This is a genomic window from Arthrobacter sp. P1_B11, assembly GCF_056406715.1.
In genome coordinates this window covers 1-16,002 of record NZ_JBFTZQ010000002.1, presented here as the reverse complement: position 1 = coordinate 16,002, position 16,002 = coordinate 1, and the positions used below count along the sequence as shown (strand labels likewise).

The window sequence follows — 16,002 nt, the reverse complement described above, 5'->3', positions numbered from 1 at the left end:
GTGGCAATCCAATACCGCGAATGGCGCGAGGGCGACGACCTCGTGCTCCTGCAAATCTGGGGCGACCCGGAAACTGTCCAGGCCGGACAGTTCCGGGGGACGCTGGCGCCGTCGAGCAACGCACCCTGGCGGCGCTGCATCGTGGCCGAGGACGTCGTTGACGGCGTCGGCATCCCGGTTGCGGCCGGGGTGGTCCACGAGGCGACACTGCATCCGGAACGCCTGTGGGCGTACATTGAGGTGGCCCGGGACCACCGCCGCTCCGGCATTGGTTCCACGCTGCTCATGATGCTGCGCCGCGAAACCGAAGCATCGCCGTCGGGGGTTACCCGGCTGAGGTGCAAGGTGGAGCCGGGGACACCCGGTGCAGCGTTCGCCGAGGCGGCGGGGCTCGCTCCGATCCAGCGTTCGCAGCTCGTGGTGGTGGAGCCGGCGGCCCTGAAGCTTCCGGTCTTCGGGGACGGCTCGGAGGAAGCCGCAGCGGACCGGGTGGAGGACCTGGCTACGGGCTCGGTGGAACTGTCCGACGTTGTGGGCCGGTACTACACGTCCGTCCATGACTGGGACAGCCCAGGCCAGCTGAGCATCCCCACGGTCCAGCGGCTGTTCCTCGATGAGCTCAGCGGCGCCCACGGGGCGATCGTACTGCGCGCACCGAAGGCCAGCGCCTTCGGCCAGGGTGTGCCGCCGTCGAAGAAAGGCAGGTTGCAGGCCTTCGCCGTCAGTTACGCCCAGCTCAGCCCCGAACAGGGAGAGTCGGACCATCCCTCCGACGTGTTCCTCGGCCACGAACCGGAGATGGACGCAGATCAGGCGCAGGCCGCGGTCCGTGACCTGCTGGCGCTCATTGCGTACCAGCACCCGGTCCTCATGGAACTGGACGATTCGATGACAGCGCTCCGCGCCGTCGTCGAACCCCTGATGGAAGCCGGCAGGGCCCGCCGCCAGGGTTCCGAGACGTTCGTCGTCTCCGACTAGTCCGGACCACGGCGGCGGCCCCTGGCCAGGTCCTGGGCGTCCATCATTTGGCGTTCAGTCTCGGAGGGGGCGCCGCCGCCGAGGTCGGCGGGCATCCACCAGTCGCCCGGTCTCGGGACGACCGGGAAGCTGTCGATGCACGTGTCGATCCCGTTCTGCAGCGTTTCCCGGAGCTTCGCGGTTTCGGCCTCGGCATCGATGTCCGCCGCAAGGTTCACCGGCAGGCCAATGTGGATACGGACCGGTGCCCGCCAGGCTCGTCGTGCCGAGAATCCGTGGCCGCGCGTCAGCAGCCGGTGCGCGCCCCAGATGGACACGGGGGGATCACCGGTACGCCGGCCTCGGCTGCCATCCGCACAGCACCGGTCTTGCACTCGCGCACCTTGAAGCTGCGGCTGACTCCGGCCTCCGGAAACACGGCGAGGTATTCCCCGGCACGGAGTCGGGCCACGGCGGCATCGTAGGCAGCCGAACCGGCGCCGTAGCCCACCACCACGTGCCCGGTGGCGATGATGGCCGGACCGGCGAGCCAGTGGTCCGCCGCGCCCTGGTGGATGAGGAAGCGGAGCTGAGCGCGGGCGTGCTTCCAGACCACCAGTTCGGCCGCGGCAAAGTCCACGTAGCCAAAGTGCGTGACGGCAATGACTGCCCCGCGGCCGGGCTGTACCAGGCGTGATGCCCCGTTCCGTGGATCAGGGGCGGGCAGGTTCTCCCCGCCCGTGACCGTGACCCGGACCCGGAACAGCCACCGCAGGAAGAGGCCCGTGCGGACGAACAGCCGGTAGAAGCGGTCGTTCGGTTTGGGTGTCCACGTCACGGCTGTGTCCTGTTGCGCGTCTGGCGAGGGGGCCACGGGATGAAGCCGCTTGTCGACTTCACATACTCGCGGTAACCGGGGCGCCCGGACATGGATTTCTCCGTGAGCGGCTTCCCGGTCTTGCCGGCCAGCATCCAGATCATGAGCGCAGGGGAGAGGACCGTGAGGACCCCGGGCCAGGAATCCGCCGCGACCAGGAAGAGGCCCGCCCAGACGGCGGCGTCGCCGAAGTAGTTCGGATGCCTGGTATACCGCCACAGCCCGGTGTCCAGGACGGTCCCCCTGCGGGACGGATCCTTCTTGAACTGCGCCAGCTGCCAGTCGCCCACGGTCTCGAAGCCGAACCCGGTGACCCAGAGCAGGGCGCCGGCCAGGGACAGCCACCCCAGGGCACCGGCAGCGAACATGCCCGCCTGGACGGTCAATGAGACGAAGAACATCACCAGGCCCTGCGGGAGGTAGACGCGGCGGAGGGCATAGGCATTCCGGGAGCCTGCCGCGTCGTCGAGCATCGCAGCATAGCGGGGATCTTCATGACCGCCGCGGGCCCGCAAGCCGATATGCACGCCGAGCCGGAGCCCCCAGACCGCGGTCAGGGCGAGCAGCAGCAGGCGACGTCCGCTGTCACCCACTCCGGCCGACAGCACGAAGGAGACCGCCGCCACGGCCACGAAGCCCGGACCCCACGCCACATCCATGACGGAGTGCCTGCGCTGGGCAGTGGCCACGGCGAACGTCACGGCCAGTACCAGCACGACGGCGAGCGCAGTCCACGGCAGGCTGGCCAGGAAGCTGTCAAGCGGGAACGGGGTCACAGCACTTCCGGAATAGCTTGGGCGGACGGCGGGAGCAGCCGCTCCAGCGCCGCTGCAGGGGCCGGCAGGCGGCCGGCGTGGGTGCCGGTTTTCTCGATGAAGGCCGTCATCAGGAAGCCGGTGGCCAGGGTGTGCCAGAGGCGCACGCGCCGGAACATGAAGTGCCCGGCGCGCCTGAGCGAGACGTACCGGAGAACCTCGGCGTCCGGTGCCGCCCGCCGCGCAAACCGCAGGGACGCCGTCGGGCTCGTCCAGCGGTCCCGATCGCCGTGGACGATGAGCACCTTCCGCCCGGCCACCGGAGTCGCAGGAGTTGCGTCGTTGAGCCAGGGGGCGAGTGCCACCACGGCATCCACCTGTTCCTCGTCGGCCGCGCAAATGGCGGTCAGGCCACCCATGGAGTGCCCCAGCAGGTAGACCGGCACGCCCGGGTGCTGGTCGCGGATCTTGGCCATGGCCCAGCGGGCATCCTTCAACGGCGACATGTCCTCGCCATTCCAGCCGCGCACGCTGTTCCGCAGTATCCACACCGCAAGGCCATGTTTGCTGCCCGCCCGGTGCAGGTGCCGCGCGAACGGCACCATCCTCGCGGGGCTCAGGTGCCGGGCCTGGACAGGTTCGAACGAATGCGAACGGCCGCCGTGGAGGACCAGCGCCACCCCGCGGGTGACGCCGGCCGGATTCAGGACGGTCAGCACAGCTTCCGACGGCGGTGCCTCCCGTCGTGCGTCAGCCGGCGGCTGAGCTTGCGGCGACTCAGTTTGCGGTGGCGTGGCGTCTTGCGACGGCGCCCCCTCGGGATTGGCAGTGCTGCGGTGGCTCACTCCGGCATCCTCCGACTTTCTGGCGTCCATTTATCAACCCTATGGCGACCGCCGTAGAGTTCAAGCATGAGGTCTAACTGCTGATGGGTTCCGGTCACTCCCACGGTCATACGGGTCATTCGGAGCCGACGGTCCAGGCGATTGCCGCCCGCAGGAAGGCAAACCGGATTCTGGCCGCCGTGCTGATTCCCCTGACCCTGCTGACACTGGCGGCCATGGCGGCGCTCTGGCCGTCCGGCAGCAAGGAAGGCCTGACGCTGGCGAGCCCGTACACGGCGGCACCCGGCGTCACCTTTGATACCGGCCGGATCCAGCGCGTCGTCATTGAAGACTGCACGGGCGGGACAAGCCAAAACCCGCAGCAGGGCGGCCAGGCCGGGGGCGGATCCCAGTGCACCTTCGCCTTCACCGAGCCGGACAAGGGCGGCAGCCCCGTCAAAGTGGTGATCAACCCGGACGTCGCCAAATCGCACGGCGTGGACGTGGGGGACAACATCCGCTACCTGAACCTCAGCAACGCTCAGGGCGCCGCGGCCGGCGACGCACCGGCCGCCCAGGGGTCCCCGGCCTACATCTTCGTGGACTTCGTCCGGACCATGCCCATCATTCTGCTGGCCGTTCTGTACGCCGTGGTGGTCGTGACCGTGGCACGCTGGCGCGGGTTGCGTGCCCTGATTGGCCTCGTCGGAGCCTACTTTGTGCTGGTGAGCTTCATGCTTCCCGGTCTTGTGGAGGGAAAGCCGCCGCTGCTGCTGGCCGTGGTGGGCTCCACGGTGATCATGATCGGGGTGCTGTACTTCGCGCACGGTTTCTCGGCGCGGACCTCGACCGCGCTGCTGGGCACCATGTTCGGCCTGGGCATCACGGCACTACTGGCAGCCTGGGCAACAGACGCCGCGAACCTCGCGGGCGTGGGAAGCCACGACGCCGCCACCCTGGCGAACATCTCGGGCAACATCTCCATTTCAGGCATCATCTTGTGTGGACTCATCATTTCCGGGCTGGGCGTCCTCAACGACGTCACCATCACGCAGTCATCCGCGGTCTGGGAGCTGTACGAACTCGCCCCCGCCACCAGCGCCCGCAAGCTGTTCACCTCAGCCATGCGGATCGGCCGGGACCACATCGCCTCCACCGTGTACACGATTGCCTTCGCCTATGCCGGCGCAGCCCTGCCCACGCTCATCATCGTGATGCTCTACGACCGGCCGCTGGGGGAGGCGCTTACCAGCGCCGAACTGTCCGAGGAAGTCATCCGCACGCTCGTGGGATCGATCGGCCTCGTCCTGGCGATTCCGGTCACCACCCTGATCGCCGTGCTCGTGGTCAAAGCCACCGGCATCCGGACCGGCGGCCAGGGCTCAATAACGCCCGACGACGTCGACGACACCGGTGCGCTCGCGGCCGCAGCAGCCGTGGCCGGCAGCGAACGTCCGACGGCGGTTGCCTCCGGCGCCGCACCCCTCGCGGAGACACGGCGCGGCCGCCGCGAAGCCCAGCAGCTGAGGGCCGGAGAATAGCACTTGTGCCCGATTTGCCCGTCTTTGAGACAATGGACGGGTGACTGTAGTAGCAACGCCTCCCGCCCCCAAGCTGGAACTCCCGCCCCTGGAGCTCGGGCCGATCACGGTGGACACCCCCGTGATCCTGGCCCCGATGGCCGGCATCACCAACTCTGCCTTCCGCAGGCTCTGCCGTGAATACGGCGGCGGACTGTACGTGGCGGAGATGGTCACCTCCCGCGCCCTCGTGGAGCGCACGCCGGAATCGCTGCGCATCATTTCCCACGACGACGACGAGAAGGTCCGCTCCGTCCAGCTCTACGGCGTGGACCCCGTCACCGTGGGCCAGGCCGTGCGCATGCTGGTTGACGAGGACCGTGCGGACCACATCGACCTCAACTTCGGCTGCCCGGTCCCCAAGGTCACCCGGCGCGGCGGCGGCTCGGCCCTGCCGTGGAAGATCGATCTCTTCACCTCCATCGTGCAGACGGCGGTCAGGGAAGCGTCCAAGGGCGGCATCCCGCTGACCATCAAGATGCGCAAGGGCATTGACGAGGACCACCTGACGTACCTCGACGCCGGCCGCATCGCCCGCGATTCCGGAGTGGCCGCCGTCGCCCTCCACGGCCGCACTGCCGCGCAGTTCTATTCCGGCCAGGCCGACTGGTCCGCCATCGCCCGCCTGCGCGAGGCCCTCCCGGACATCCCCGTCCTGGGCAACGGCGACATCTGGTCCGCCGAGGACGCGGTGCGCATGGTCCGCGAAACAGGCGTGGACGGCGTGGTGGTCGGCCGCGGCTGCCAGGGCCGCCCCTGGCTCTTCGGGGACCTGCAGGCGGCCTTCGAAGGCAGCGACCAGCGCCACCGCCCCGGCCTGCGGCAGGTGGCGGAAGGCGTCTACCGCCATGCCGAGCTCATGGTCGAAACCTTCGGCAACGACGAATACAAGGCCCTGCGCGAAATCCGCAAGCACATGGCCTGGTATTTCAAGGGCTATGTGGTGGGCAGCGAACTGCGCACCCGGCTGGCCATGGTGACCACCCTCGAAGTGCTCCGCGCCACTCTGGATGAGCTGGACATGGATTCCCCGTACCCGGGCATCGACGCCGAGGGCCCGCGCGGCCGCGCCGGCTCGCCCAAACAGCCGGCCCTGCCCAAGGACTGGCTGCTGAGCCGGCAGATGGACGCGGACCAGACCCGCGACATTGCCGCCGCGGAACTGGATGTGTCCGGTGGGTGAAAGCCAGGTGGCCGAAAGCCAGATTGCCGGGAGCCCGATGACCCAGGCCCGCCGGCCGCCCCAGTTCCTGCCCGGCTACGAAGCCTTCGATTCCGCCCGCTGGGTGGAGGAACCGCCCAAGAGCACCTACCGTTCGGACTTCGAGCGGGACCGTGCCCGGGTGCTGCACTCCTCGGCGCTGCGCCGGCTCGGTGCAAAGACCCAGGTGGTGGCGCCGGACACGGATGACTTTGTCCGCACGCGCCTGACCCACAGTCTCGAGGTGGCGCAGGTGGGCCGTGAACTGGGACGTGCCCTGGGCTGCGATCCCGACGTGGTGGACACCGCGTGCCTCAGCCATGACCTCGGACACCCGCCGTTCGGCCACAACGGCGAGTCAGCACTCAACGAGATGGCCCACGCGATCGGCGGCTTCGAAGGCAACGCCCAGACCCTCCGGCTGCTGACCAGGCTGGAGCCCAAGGTCCTGGACCTGCAGGGCAGGCCGGCAGGCTTGAACCTTACCCGGGCAAGCCTGGACGCTGCGGCAAAGTACCCGTGGTCTGCCCTGGACGCGCCCGTGATCCATGGGCAGCGGACCAGCAAGTTCGGCGCCTACGAGGACGACCTGCCCATCTTCAACTGGATCCGGCAAGGTGCGCCCGGGCGGCGGTCCTGCCTGGAAGCCCAGGTCATGGACCTTGCGGACGATATTTCCTACTCGGTGCACGACGTCGAGGACGCCATCGTGGCGGGCCACTTCCAGCTGCGCTGGATGGACAACCCGGACCACCGGGCCCGCGTGGTGGGCTACGCCAAGCAGTGGTACCTGCCGCACAACGATCCCGCGGCGATCGACGCCGCCCTCGCCAGGCTCGAGGCCACGGACGTCTGGGTGCGCGAGGCCGACGGCAGCCGCAAGTCCATGGCGGCCCTGAAGGATATGACCAGCCAGCTCATCGGACGGTTCTGCCAGAGCGCGCTGGAGACCACCCGCGCCGTTTACGGGCCGGAACACCTGACCCGCTACAACGCCGAGCTCATGGTGCCGGACGAAACAGTCATGGAAATCGCGGTGATGAAGGGCCTCGCCACCACGTTCGTGATGACCACCGACCACCGCCAGCCCATTTACGAGCGGCAGCGTGAAGTCCTCCATGCCCTGGTGACCTCTTTGAACGCCTCGGGTGACCGGCACCTCGAGCCGATGTTCGCGGCCGACTGGCGGGACGCGGCCGACGACGGCGCCCGGCTCCGGGTGGTCATCGACCAGGTGGCCTCACTGACTGACGGTTCTGCGCTGGCCATGTACGAACGGCTCGTGGGCAGCCTGCCCTCGCTGTGGTGACGGCGGCAAGAGTCAGCTCCACGCCGTGCGTCCCGCCGTCGACGGCGTATCCAAAGTTGTCATGCCCCGGGTCTAGGATGTCTTTGTGGCTGGACTGATCAAACGTGAAGATATCGACGAAGTCCGCCAGCGTACCGACATCAAGGAAGTCATTGACGGGTATGTGACCCTCAAGGGCGCCGGGCTGGGCAGTTTCAAGGGCCTGTGCCCGTTCCACGACGAGCGGTCCCCGTCGTTCACCGTCCGGCCCCAGGTGGGCCGCTACCACTGCTTTGGCTGCGGCGAAGACGGCGACGCCATTTCCTTCGTCCAGAAACTTGACCACTCCTCTTTCCAGGAGGCCGTCGAAAAACTTGCCGCCCGGATCGGTTTCGAACTCCGCTACGAAGACGGCGGCACCGGCCCCAGCCGGGAGGACGTGGGCAAGCGGCAGAGGCTCCTGGACGCCCACAAACTGGCCGACGAATTCTTCCGCGCCCAACTGCTGACACCCGGCGCCACCGAAGGCCGCAACTTCCTCCACGGCAGGGGTTTTGACCGCGCCGCGGCGGAACAGTTTGGCGTCGGCTACGCCCCGCAGGGCTGGGACGCGCTGCTCAAGCACCTCCGCGGCCGCGGCTACACAGATGCTGAACTGAGGCTGACGGGCATGTTCTCCGAAGGCAACCGGGGGATCTACGACCGGTTCCGCGGGCGCCTGATCTGGCCCATCCGTGACATTGCCGGCGACACCATCGGCTTCGGTGCCCGCAAACTCTACGAGGACGACCAGGGCCCCAAATACCTGAACACGCCCGAGACCACGCTGTACAAGAAATCCCAGGTGCTCTATGGCATCGACCTCGCCAAACGGAACATCGCCAAGGACCGCCAGCTGGTGGTGGTGGAGGGGTACACCGACGTCATGGCCTGCCACCTGGCGGGGATCCCGACGGCGGTGGCCACCTGCGGGACGGCGTTCGGCGCCGACCACATCAAGATCGCCCGGCGGCTGCTGTCCGACGATGGCACCGGGGGAGAGGTCATCTTCACCTTCGACGGCGACGCGGCCGGCCAGAAGGCCGCCCTCCGGGCGTTTGAAGAGGACCAGAGGTTCGTCGCACAGACCTACGTGGCCGTCGAACCCACGGGAGCCGACCCCTGCGAGCTGCGCCAGGCCAAAGGCGACGCGGCTGTCCGCGACCTCATCGGGACCCGGCGTCCGCTGTTTGAATTTGCCATCAGGGCCTCCCTGAAGCGGCACAACCTGGACACGGTGGAGGGCCGTATTGCTGCCCTGCGTGAATCCGCGCCCGTCGTGGCGCAGATCCGCGATGCCGGCATACGCCCCGGCTACGCCCGCGAGCTGGCCGGCTGGCTCGGCATGTCCGTCGAGGAGGTCAGCGGAGCGGTGGCCGCCGCCGCGAAGCGCGCCGCCCAGGGCGGGGCCCCCTCCCATGGTGCGGGGCCCGGCGTCGGTGCGCTGCCGCCGTCGGGCGTGGTGCCGTCCTTCAACCGTCCCGACCCCCGGGACCCCGTGGCGTCCATGGAGCGGCAGGCGCTGGAAGTGGCCCTGCAGGAGCCCGGCATGCTGGAGGGCGGGACCTGGGACCGGTTCAGCGCCGCCGGGTTCCGGACCCCGGCCTACCAGGCCGTCCACGACGCCATGCGCGCCTCAGGGCCCGGGCTGACCGGTGACCCCGTGCGCTGGGTGGAGCAGGTGATGCACGAGGTCCCGGAACCGCTGCGGCCGCTGGTCTCGGAGCTTGCCGTCGTCCCGCTGCCCGCCAGCAACGCCGAGGGCGTCCTGAAGTACTGCCGCGACATCCTGGCCCGGCTGTTCGAACTCCAGATCACCAGGGTCAAGGCAGAGAAGATGGGGCAGCTGCAGCGCCTCGACGCGTCGGCCGATCCTGAGGAATTCCAGCGGCTGAACCGGGAGCTGATGCAGCTGGAGATGGAGCGCAGGGCCCTTCGCTCGGACGCCTGAGGCGCCACCGGCCGGCACGGGGGAGCTCGATTTCGTTTCCCGGCGGGGTGTTTGCTAGGCTAGTACCCGCTTCATTCCTCCTTAGCTCAATTGGCAGAGCATTCGACTGTTAATCGAAGGGTTGCTGGTTCAAGTCCAGCAGGAGGAGCGCACTGTCCCCGTTCCGGCCTCCGGAACGGGGACTTTTTTATACCCGGGCGGGGTATTTCTCCGCTCGGCCGGGCCGATTTCCCATAGCGCCGGAACCTTTGCTAATGTCATACCTGCTTCATTCCTCCTTAGCTCAATTGGCAGAGCATTCGACTGTTAATCGAAGGGTTGCTGGTTCAAGTCCAGCAGGAGGAGCGCACAAAGTCCCGCAGCCGGCTCACCGCCGGCTGCGGGACTTTTTTCATGTTCTGGTGTGGGCCTGCTTTCAGACGAAATCCATCTCGACCTGGAGGAACCGTTCGGCCTCGGCCACGGCGGCTGCGAAGGCCTCACTCTCGGTGGGCGGGGTGCGGGGCTGCCGCGGATGCCACTCGTGCGGCGAGGAGTGCACGCGGGTGAAGCCGCCGTCGGGCGGGGCATAGAAGATGCCGAAGCGCTGCACAGGCCACTCCGGGGAGGTCTCCGGGGCCACGAGCAATGCCGCGTTGAAGGCCGGATTGAACCATTGGGCAATGGGGCGGCGGCGGTCCTCGGTGAAAAGTCCCGCCGCATAGAGAGCTGCCGACTGCGCACTGGTCTGGGTGCACAGCCGGTCCCACCACAACGGCAGTATGCCGGCGTCGCACCGCTGCCACGTGGCCGGGAGTGGGTGATGATCCTGCCAGTGGGGCACGTATCAACTTTATCTCGCAGCGGGCCGCGCGGAACAGACCCGTGCGGAGCCTCCGGGGCGCCGGGGGGTGCCTGTCCTCAGGGCCGGTTCCAGGGCCCCGGATTGACCCGGTACAGCAGCGCGGAGCCCGCCACGGCACCGAGGATGATGCCCATCGCAGCGTTGCCAACGGCCCTGCCGGCAAAGTAGCCTGCGACGCCGCCAAGGATCGCTCCGAGGAACAGCCCGCGGCGGTTGCGGTGCGGTTTTCGAGTCATGCGGCCAGCGTACCCGCGGACAGTGTGCGTCGGTGGCTCCGTGTATTGCTGGACCTTGGCTTGCTGGACCTCGCCTTGCTGGACCTTCGCATGGCTGGACCTTGGCTTGCTGGTTCCGCGAATCAGTGGATCGACGGCACGGTCCTGGGGCGGACCACGATCCACAGGGCTGCGGCTGCGAGGAAGATGCAGCAGGCCTGGACTGCACCCATGGGCGTGGCCGAACTGCCGCCCAGCCAACCCACCACCGGTGAGATGATGCCGGCCATGAGGAAGGTGGAGGCACCCAGCAGGGACGCAGCCGTGCCCGCCTGCGCGCCGTGGCTGGCCAGGGCGAGGACCTGGACGCTCGGGAAGGTGAAGCCTGTCCCGAGGATGTAGAACCAGAGCGGGACCATCACGCCCCAGAGCCCGAATCCCAGCTGGTCGAAGACGACGATCAGCAGGGCCATCAGGAACATCCAGGCGGTGGAGCCGGCCAGAATCCATTGGGGCGGGACCCGCCGGATGAGCCTCGAACTGGTCTGGACCCCGGCCACGATACCCAGTGAATTGATGCCGAACAGCAGGCCATATTGCTGCGGCGTGAAACCGTAGATGTCCTGGAAGAGGAATGGCGACGCGGACAGGTATGTAAACAGGCCGCCGAAGTTCATGCCGCCGACCAAAAGGAGGCCGACGAAGATCCGGTCGGAGAAGAGCTTGCGGTACCGCTCGCGGGCCGTCATCCCGGACTGGCCGCGTTTCTCACGCGGCAGCGTCTCGCGGACCAGCAACGTCGCGGCGATGATCACCAAAGAGCCGTAGCAGGCCAGGAAAACGAAGATGCCCGGCCACGGCATGGCCAGCAGCAGCTGGGATCCGATCACGGGAGCAAGGATGGGTGCCAGGCCGTTGACCAGGGCCATGCGGGAGAACATCCGCACCATGGCGTAGCCGCTGAACAGGTCGCGCACCATGGCCATGGCCACCACGCCTCCGCCGGCGGCACCGATGCCCATCAGGACGCGGAACAGGCCGAGGGTTCCGATGTCTGTGGACAGCGAAGCCCCCACGGAGGCGGCAATGTGCACGGCGGTGGCCAGGATGAGCGGCAGCCGCCGGCCGAACTTGTCGCTGAACGGGCCCACCACCAGTTGCCCCAGCGCGAAGCCGACGGTGGTGCCTGTCAGGGTCAGCTGGACGGCGGCCTCCGAAACGTTCAGGCTTGCCTCCAGCGCGGGGAAGGCGGGCAGATAGAGGTCCACCGTGAAGGGTCCCAGGGCGGTGAGGGCACCAAGAAGAAGGATGTACCGGAATTTCTGGCGGCGGCTCAGGGCGTCGCCCGGGTTGGTGGTGGTCACAGAGATCAATCCTAGGGCGCAAAGATCATACTTTTACAGCGTTGGAGGGCTCGCCGGGAAGAAATTCCAGAAGTTGCGGCTGACCCTGAATGATAGTTTTGTCAGCGGGGGCGCGCTGAGCCACACGCGGGCCCCGCAACAGCCGAAGAAGAATCGACTAGGGAACCAGTTAGGCGGAACCTATGAGCGGGCGTCACAGCGGGCGGGCCAACCAGGGATTGCGTATAACTGCGCTGCCAAAAACGTTGAAACTCATCTTTAGACTGGCGCCGCGCCAGCTCAACGACGAGATTGCCCTGGCCAAGTTCGAGGTCAAGCGCAAGGGCAAACAGCTCGGCGTTGCCGGAGCCTTCTTTGGTGTGGCCGCCGTCTTCCTGGCGTTCCTGGTGACCGGGCTGATCGTCGCAGCCATCATGGGGCTCGCCACCGTGATGCCGGCCTGGCTCGCGGCGCTTCTGGTGTGCGCGGTATTCCTCCTCATCGCGCTGATTGGCGGGCTTATCGGCCTCCGGAAGTTCAAGAAGGCCATGCCGCTGGTCCCCGAGGAAACCATCCGCGGCCTGAAGCATGACCTTGGGATCGCCAAGGAGGGCTCGGACTTCGACGCTGCCTTGCTGGATCCCAACTCGCCCCAGGCCAAGGCAGCCAAGGAAGCCAAGGCTGCGGCCAAAGCCAAAGCCAAGGCGGACAAAGAAGCGAAGGCTGCCGCAGAGGCCGTTGACGTGCCGGCCGTTACTGAGCCCGAACTTCACCGCCGCCTGGCGCAGCGCCGCGAACACCTGACGGGGGTCCGCGACGAACTCAGCGAGGAAATCGACGTCAAGACCCAGGCCCAGGCCCTGCTCGGCACAGCCAGGCACCGCCTGGACCAGGGCAAGGACAAGCTCAAGGACGGCAAGGAGCGCGTAGGCGAAAAGTTTGCGGCCTTGTCCGCTTCAGCGTCTTCCTCCGGAGGCACGGCCGCAGGTTCCTTGCCGGAACAGCTGGAGGCACGGTGGAAGCCGCTGCTCGCCTTCGCCGCGTCCACCGCCGTTCTGCTTGCCCTGCTGCGCAAACTGTTCAAGAGCTGAGTGTTGCCCTGAACTCTGACAGGAAGACACCGCCGGCCATGGAGAGGGGGACCGGATGAGGTTTATCGGCGCTGGTTCCCGGCCCGGCCAGCCGCACGTCGATCACGATCTGGTCTTCACTGTCCCCAATCTCATCACGGTGCTGCGCTTCATGGGCGTGCCGCTTTTCATCTGGCTCGTGCTGGCACAGAAGGAATACGGGTTCGCCGTGCTGGTGCTCGCCATCATGGGCAGCACCGACTGGGTGGACGGTTACGTTGCCCGCCGGTTCAACCAGGCCTCCAAGCTGGGCAGGGTCATGGACCCTATCGCTGACAGGCTGGCGCTGCTCTCCGTGGCGGTGACGCTGGTGATCGCCGGTGTGGTGCAGTGGTGGTACCTGGCTGCGCTCGTGATCCCCGACGCCGTGTTGCTGACCATGTCGCTCTTCTATTTCCACAGCCATCCGGATCTGCCGGTCAGCCGGATCGGCAAGGCCCGCACCGGCCTGCTGCTGCTGGGCACTCCGCTGCTGGTGCTGTCGAAGCTGGACATTCCTTCTGCCGCTGCCTTCTTTGTGGCCGCCTGGATCGTGCTCGGCCTGGGGCTGATCGGCCACTGGATTGCGGCCTACAACTATTTCTGGGCCATCCGCCGGAAGGGCACGATGCTTACTGCCGATGGCGGGGACAGCTGATGGTGTGGCTTGCCGTTTTCCTTGCGGTGATGGGCGCGTTTTTCCTTGCCTTTGGCGCCCAGCGCCAGGGCAGCGCGGTCAAGGCCGATACCGGCGGCCTGGCCCTCAGCTCCAACGGGTTCCTTCGCCTCCTGCGCAACCGGCGGTGGGTCTTCGGCTTGCTGCTCCTGTGCACCGGCATGGTGATGAATGCGACCGCACTGGTCACAGCCCCGTTGACTGTGGTGCAGCCGATCGGTGCCATCGCGTTGGTGGTCACCACAGTGGTCAATTCCAAGGACCAAGGGCTGAGTATCAACCGGGCCACCGTAGTGGCCATCACCGCATGCGTCACCGGCTCCGCGCTGTTTGTCCTGCTTGCCGTGAACGTCACGCAGGAAAACCACCATGTGAGTTCCGACGACGAACTCACCATTGTGCTGCTGCTCGCCCTTGCCGTGGGTATTTTCGGCACCCTCGCGGCCATGTTCAAGCACCGCATGAGTGCCTTTGTCTACATTCTTGGCGCCGGCGTGCTGTTCGGATTCGTGGCGGTGCTGACCAGGATTATCGGCAAGCACTTGCTCGACCCCAACGGCCTGGGCCTGCTGAACGTGCAGTGGTATACCGTGCTCGCCATTGCCGCAGCAGGCGGGCTCGGATCCTGGTTTGTCCAGAGTGCCTACTCCACCGGGCCGCCTGATCTCGTGATCGCCGGCCTGACCGTCATCGACCCCATTGTGGGCATCGCGATCGGCATCGCCATCCTGGGTGAGCTGCGGCCCGATGTCCACGCCGTGATGGCGATTGCCATGGGTACGGCGGCAACCCTTGCTATCGTGGGAGTAATCGCCCTCTCCCGGCACCATCCCGAGGTCACCAAGCGGAAGAAAGACGCTCGGAAGGCCGCTGGCAGGGCGTCCCACTAGCCGACTTTTCACAGCGGGCCAGGCGCAAAACGTGCCAGCGGCCACCCGGCGTGGACAGCCGCAGCTGAACACGCCGTGACCACCAGGAGCTCTCCACGTGACCATGCCCGATGCCCAGCCTCCCCTGACCATCCTCATTGCGGCCGACACCTATCCGCCCCACGTCAACGGAGCCGCCCAGTTCGGCTACCGGCTGGCGAAGGGCCTGACCGGCCGCGGACACAACGTCCATGTCCTTGCTTGCCGGCCAGACAAGGGCAGGAGCTTCACGGAGTTCCGCACGGAAGCAACCGTTCACCGCCTTCGCTCGCACGGCGTCTTCACGCATGAGTATTTCCGGATCTGCCTTCCCTGGGAGATCAAGAAGGAGATCAGCCTCCTGTTCGACAAGGTCCAGCCGGACGTGGTGCACATCCAAAGCCACTACATGATTGGTGAGCACGTGCTCTACGAGGCGGTGAAGCGTGGCATCCGGATAGTTGCCACGAACCACTTCATGCCGGAAAACCTCAATCCGTTCCTGCCGTTCCCGCAGTGGTTCAAGGACATCATCGGGAAGATTTCCTGGCGGGACATGGGCAAGGTGATGGGCCAGGCTGACGTCGTCACGACGCCCACACCGCTGGCGGCGAAGGCGATGCACCAGCACGCCTTCCTCCGCAAGGTCCTGCCGCTGTCCAACGGCATCGACTCGGCCGCTTACGAACTGAAGCCGGACGAGGTCATCAAGCCGCACGCCCATCCGACAGTGCTGTTTGCCGGCCGCCTGGCGGAGGAGAAGCACGTCGATGTGCTGATCAAGGCCGTGGCGGCCGCTCCCGCGGACTTGAATGTGCACCTGGAGATCGTTGGCGGCGGCGAGGTCCGCCCTGCCCTGGAGTCCCTCGTCCACCGGCTTGGACTGCAGGGCCGGGTGAAGTTCCTGGGCCTTGCCAGCGACGAAGAGCTCCGCGAGGCCTACATCCGGGCGGACATCTTCTGCATGCCGGGAACCGCCGAGTTGCAGTCCCTCGTTACCCTTGAGGCGATGTCCGCCTCTACTCCCGTGCTGCTGGCCGACGCCATGGCGCTACCGCACCTGGTACGGGACGGCGAGAACGGCTACCTGTTCACTCCGAATGACAGTGCGGACCTGTCAGAGAAGCTGACGCGGATCCTGCGCCTGCCGGCCGAGGAGCGGAAGGCCATGGGGCACGCCAGCCGCTGCATGGTGGAGCCCCACAGCATCCAGGGGACCCTGCAGACCTTTGAGGATCTGTACCGCGGCGCGAGCTACGACGACAAAGTGGTCTAGAAGGACGTCGCCTGGAAGAAGGTCTTCTCTGGAAGCAGGCCGTCGAGGGGCGCGTGGTCTAAAGCCGTTCGCCAGTTTGCTAGAGTGTTTCTGCCCCTCAGATGACGGGCCCCGGTCAGGGGCCCCGGAATCGGGGGCGGGGGGCTATAGCTCAGCTGG

16 protein-coding genes and 2 tRNA genes are annotated in these 16,002 nt (G+C 67.0%); 11 read left to right on the top strand and 7 right to left on the bottom strand.

Features of this window, described 5'->3' with window-relative positions; all coding sequences use genetic code 11:
• Positions 1-978, top strand: coding sequence for a GNAT family N-acetyltransferase (locus tag AC1D14_RS02310; RefSeq protein ID WP_230119007.1), 978 nt, complete (start codon positions 1-3; stop codon positions 976-978).
• On the opposite strand, the gene AC1D14_RS02305 is transcribed toward AC1D14_RS02310, so the two are convergent.
• The 4 genes from AC1D14_RS02305 to AC1D14_RS02290 are packed head-to-tail and all read right to left on the bottom strand — an operon-like array spanning position 975 to position 3,464.
• Positions 975-1,295, bottom strand: a complete 321-nt coding sequence (locus AC1D14_RS02305) for a lysophospholipid acyltransferase family protein (RefSeq protein ID WP_354962148.1) — start codon at positions 1,293-1,295, stop codon at positions 975-977. The two genes, AC1D14_RS02310 and AC1D14_RS02305, sit on opposite strands and share 4 nt — an antisense overlap.
• Entirely contained in the window at positions 1,265-1,795 is a 531-nt protein-coding gene (locus AC1D14_RS02300; RefSeq protein ID WP_476967996.1) for a lysophospholipid acyltransferase family protein, read from the bottom strand. The genes AC1D14_RS02305 and AC1D14_RS02300 overlap by 31 nt, the downstream gene beginning before the upstream one ends.
• Positions 1,792-2,610 carry a DUF1295 domain-containing protein gene (locus AC1D14_RS02295; RefSeq protein ID WP_230119008.1) on the bottom strand — a complete coding sequence of 273 codons (819 nt, stop codon included), beginning with the start codon at positions 2,608-2,610 and terminating at the stop codon, positions 1,792-1,794. Before AC1D14_RS02295 ends, AC1D14_RS02300 begins: the two co-directional genes overlap by 4 nt.
• Complete coding sequence (locus tag AC1D14_RS02290) at positions 2,607-3,464, bottom strand: alpha/beta hydrolase (protein ID WP_230119009.1); 858 nt, start codon at positions 3,462-3,464, stop codon at positions 2,607-2,609. Before AC1D14_RS02290 ends, AC1D14_RS02295 begins: the two co-directional genes overlap by 4 nt.
• A 53-nt stretch (positions 3,465-3,517) precedes the next feature.
• Here AC1D14_RS02290 and AC1D14_RS02285 point away from each other — a divergent pair, with 53 nt between their 5' ends.
• The 6 genes from AC1D14_RS02285 to AC1D14_RS02260 all read left to right on the top strand — a co-directional run bounded on the left by AC1D14_RS02285 (position 3,518) and on the right by AC1D14_RS02260 (position 9,817).
• The gene (locus AC1D14_RS02285; RefSeq protein ID WP_476967995.1) at positions 3,518-4,954 is read left to right on the top strand and encodes a YibE/F family protein; all 1,437 of its coding nucleotides are present in this window, start codon (positions 3,518-3,520) and stop codon (positions 4,952-4,954) included.
• Between the two features lie 40 nt (positions 4,955-4,994).
• Entirely contained in the window at positions 4,995-6,176 is a 1,182-nt protein-coding gene (dusB, locus tag AC1D14_RS02280) for a tRNA dihydrouridine synthase DusB (protein ID WP_230119011.1), read from the top strand.
• A gap of 37 nt (positions 6,177-6,213) precedes the next feature.
• A complete protein-coding gene (locus tag AC1D14_RS02275; RefSeq protein WP_230119045.1) occupies positions 6,214-7,503 on the top strand; it encodes a deoxyguanosinetriphosphate triphosphohydrolase in 1,290 nt (429 codons plus the stop codon).
• Between the two features lie 85 nt (positions 7,504-7,588).
• Positions 7,589-9,472 (top strand): DNA primase, encoded by a 1,884-nt coding sequence (gene dnaG, locus AC1D14_RS02270; protein WP_230119012.1) that lies wholly within the window; start codon positions 7,589-7,591, stop codon positions 9,470-9,472.
• 75 nt (positions 9,473-9,547) lie between these two features.
• Positions 9,548-9,620 (top strand) — tRNA-Asn (locus AC1D14_RS02265).
• A gap of 124 nt (positions 9,621-9,744) precedes the next feature.
• Positions 9,745-9,817, top strand: a tRNA-Asn gene (locus AC1D14_RS02260).
• A gap of 70 nt (positions 9,818-9,887) precedes the next feature.
• Here AC1D14_RS02260 and AC1D14_RS02255 read toward each other — a convergent pair.
• The 3 genes from AC1D14_RS02255 to AC1D14_RS02245 all read right to left on the bottom strand — a co-directional run bounded on the left by AC1D14_RS02255 (position 9,888) and on the right by AC1D14_RS02245 (position 11,895).
• Entirely contained in the window at positions 9,888-10,295 is a 408-nt protein-coding gene (locus tag AC1D14_RS02255) for a hypothetical protein (RefSeq protein ID WP_230119013.1), read from the bottom strand.
• Positions 10,296-10,372: 77 nt separating this feature from the next.
• Positions 10,373-10,552, bottom strand: a complete 180-nt coding sequence (locus AC1D14_RS02250; RefSeq protein ID WP_230119014.1) for a hypothetical protein — start codon at positions 10,550-10,552, stop codon at positions 10,373-10,375.
• Between the two features lie 122 nt (positions 10,553-10,674).
• The gene (locus tag AC1D14_RS02245; RefSeq protein ID WP_230119015.1) at positions 10,675-11,895 is read right to left on the bottom strand and encodes a multidrug effflux MFS transporter; all 1,221 of its coding nucleotides are present in this window, start codon (positions 11,893-11,895) and stop codon (positions 10,675-10,677) included.
• A 182-nt stretch (positions 11,896-12,077) separates the two neighbouring features.
• On the opposite strand from AC1D14_RS02245, the gene AC1D14_RS02240 reads away from it, so the two are divergent.
• The 4 genes from AC1D14_RS02240 (at position 12,078) to AC1D14_RS02225 (ending at position 15,843) form a co-directional block, all read left to right on the top strand.
• On the top strand, positions 12,078-12,965 hold the full coding sequence (locus AC1D14_RS02240) for a phage holin family protein (RefSeq protein ID WP_476967994.1): 888 nt from the start codon (positions 12,078-12,080) through the stop codon (positions 12,963-12,965).
• 55 nt (positions 12,966-13,020) lie between these two features.
• On the top strand, positions 13,021-13,641 hold the full coding sequence (locus AC1D14_RS02235) for a CDP-alcohol phosphatidyltransferase family protein (RefSeq protein WP_230119017.1): 621 nt from the start codon (positions 13,021-13,023) through the stop codon (positions 13,639-13,641).
• On the top strand, positions 13,641-14,549 hold the full coding sequence (locus AC1D14_RS02230; RefSeq protein WP_230119018.1) for a DMT family transporter: 909 nt from the start codon (positions 13,641-13,643) through the stop codon (positions 14,547-14,549). Before AC1D14_RS02235 ends, AC1D14_RS02230 begins: the two co-directional genes overlap by 1 nt.
• A gap of 97 nt (positions 14,550-14,646) precedes the next feature.
• The gene (locus tag AC1D14_RS02225) at positions 14,647-15,843 is read left to right on the top strand and encodes a glycosyltransferase (RefSeq protein ID WP_230119019.1); all 1,197 of its coding nucleotides are present in this window, start codon (positions 14,647-14,649) and stop codon (positions 15,841-15,843) included.
• Positions 15,844-16,002: the final 159 nt, after the last annotated feature.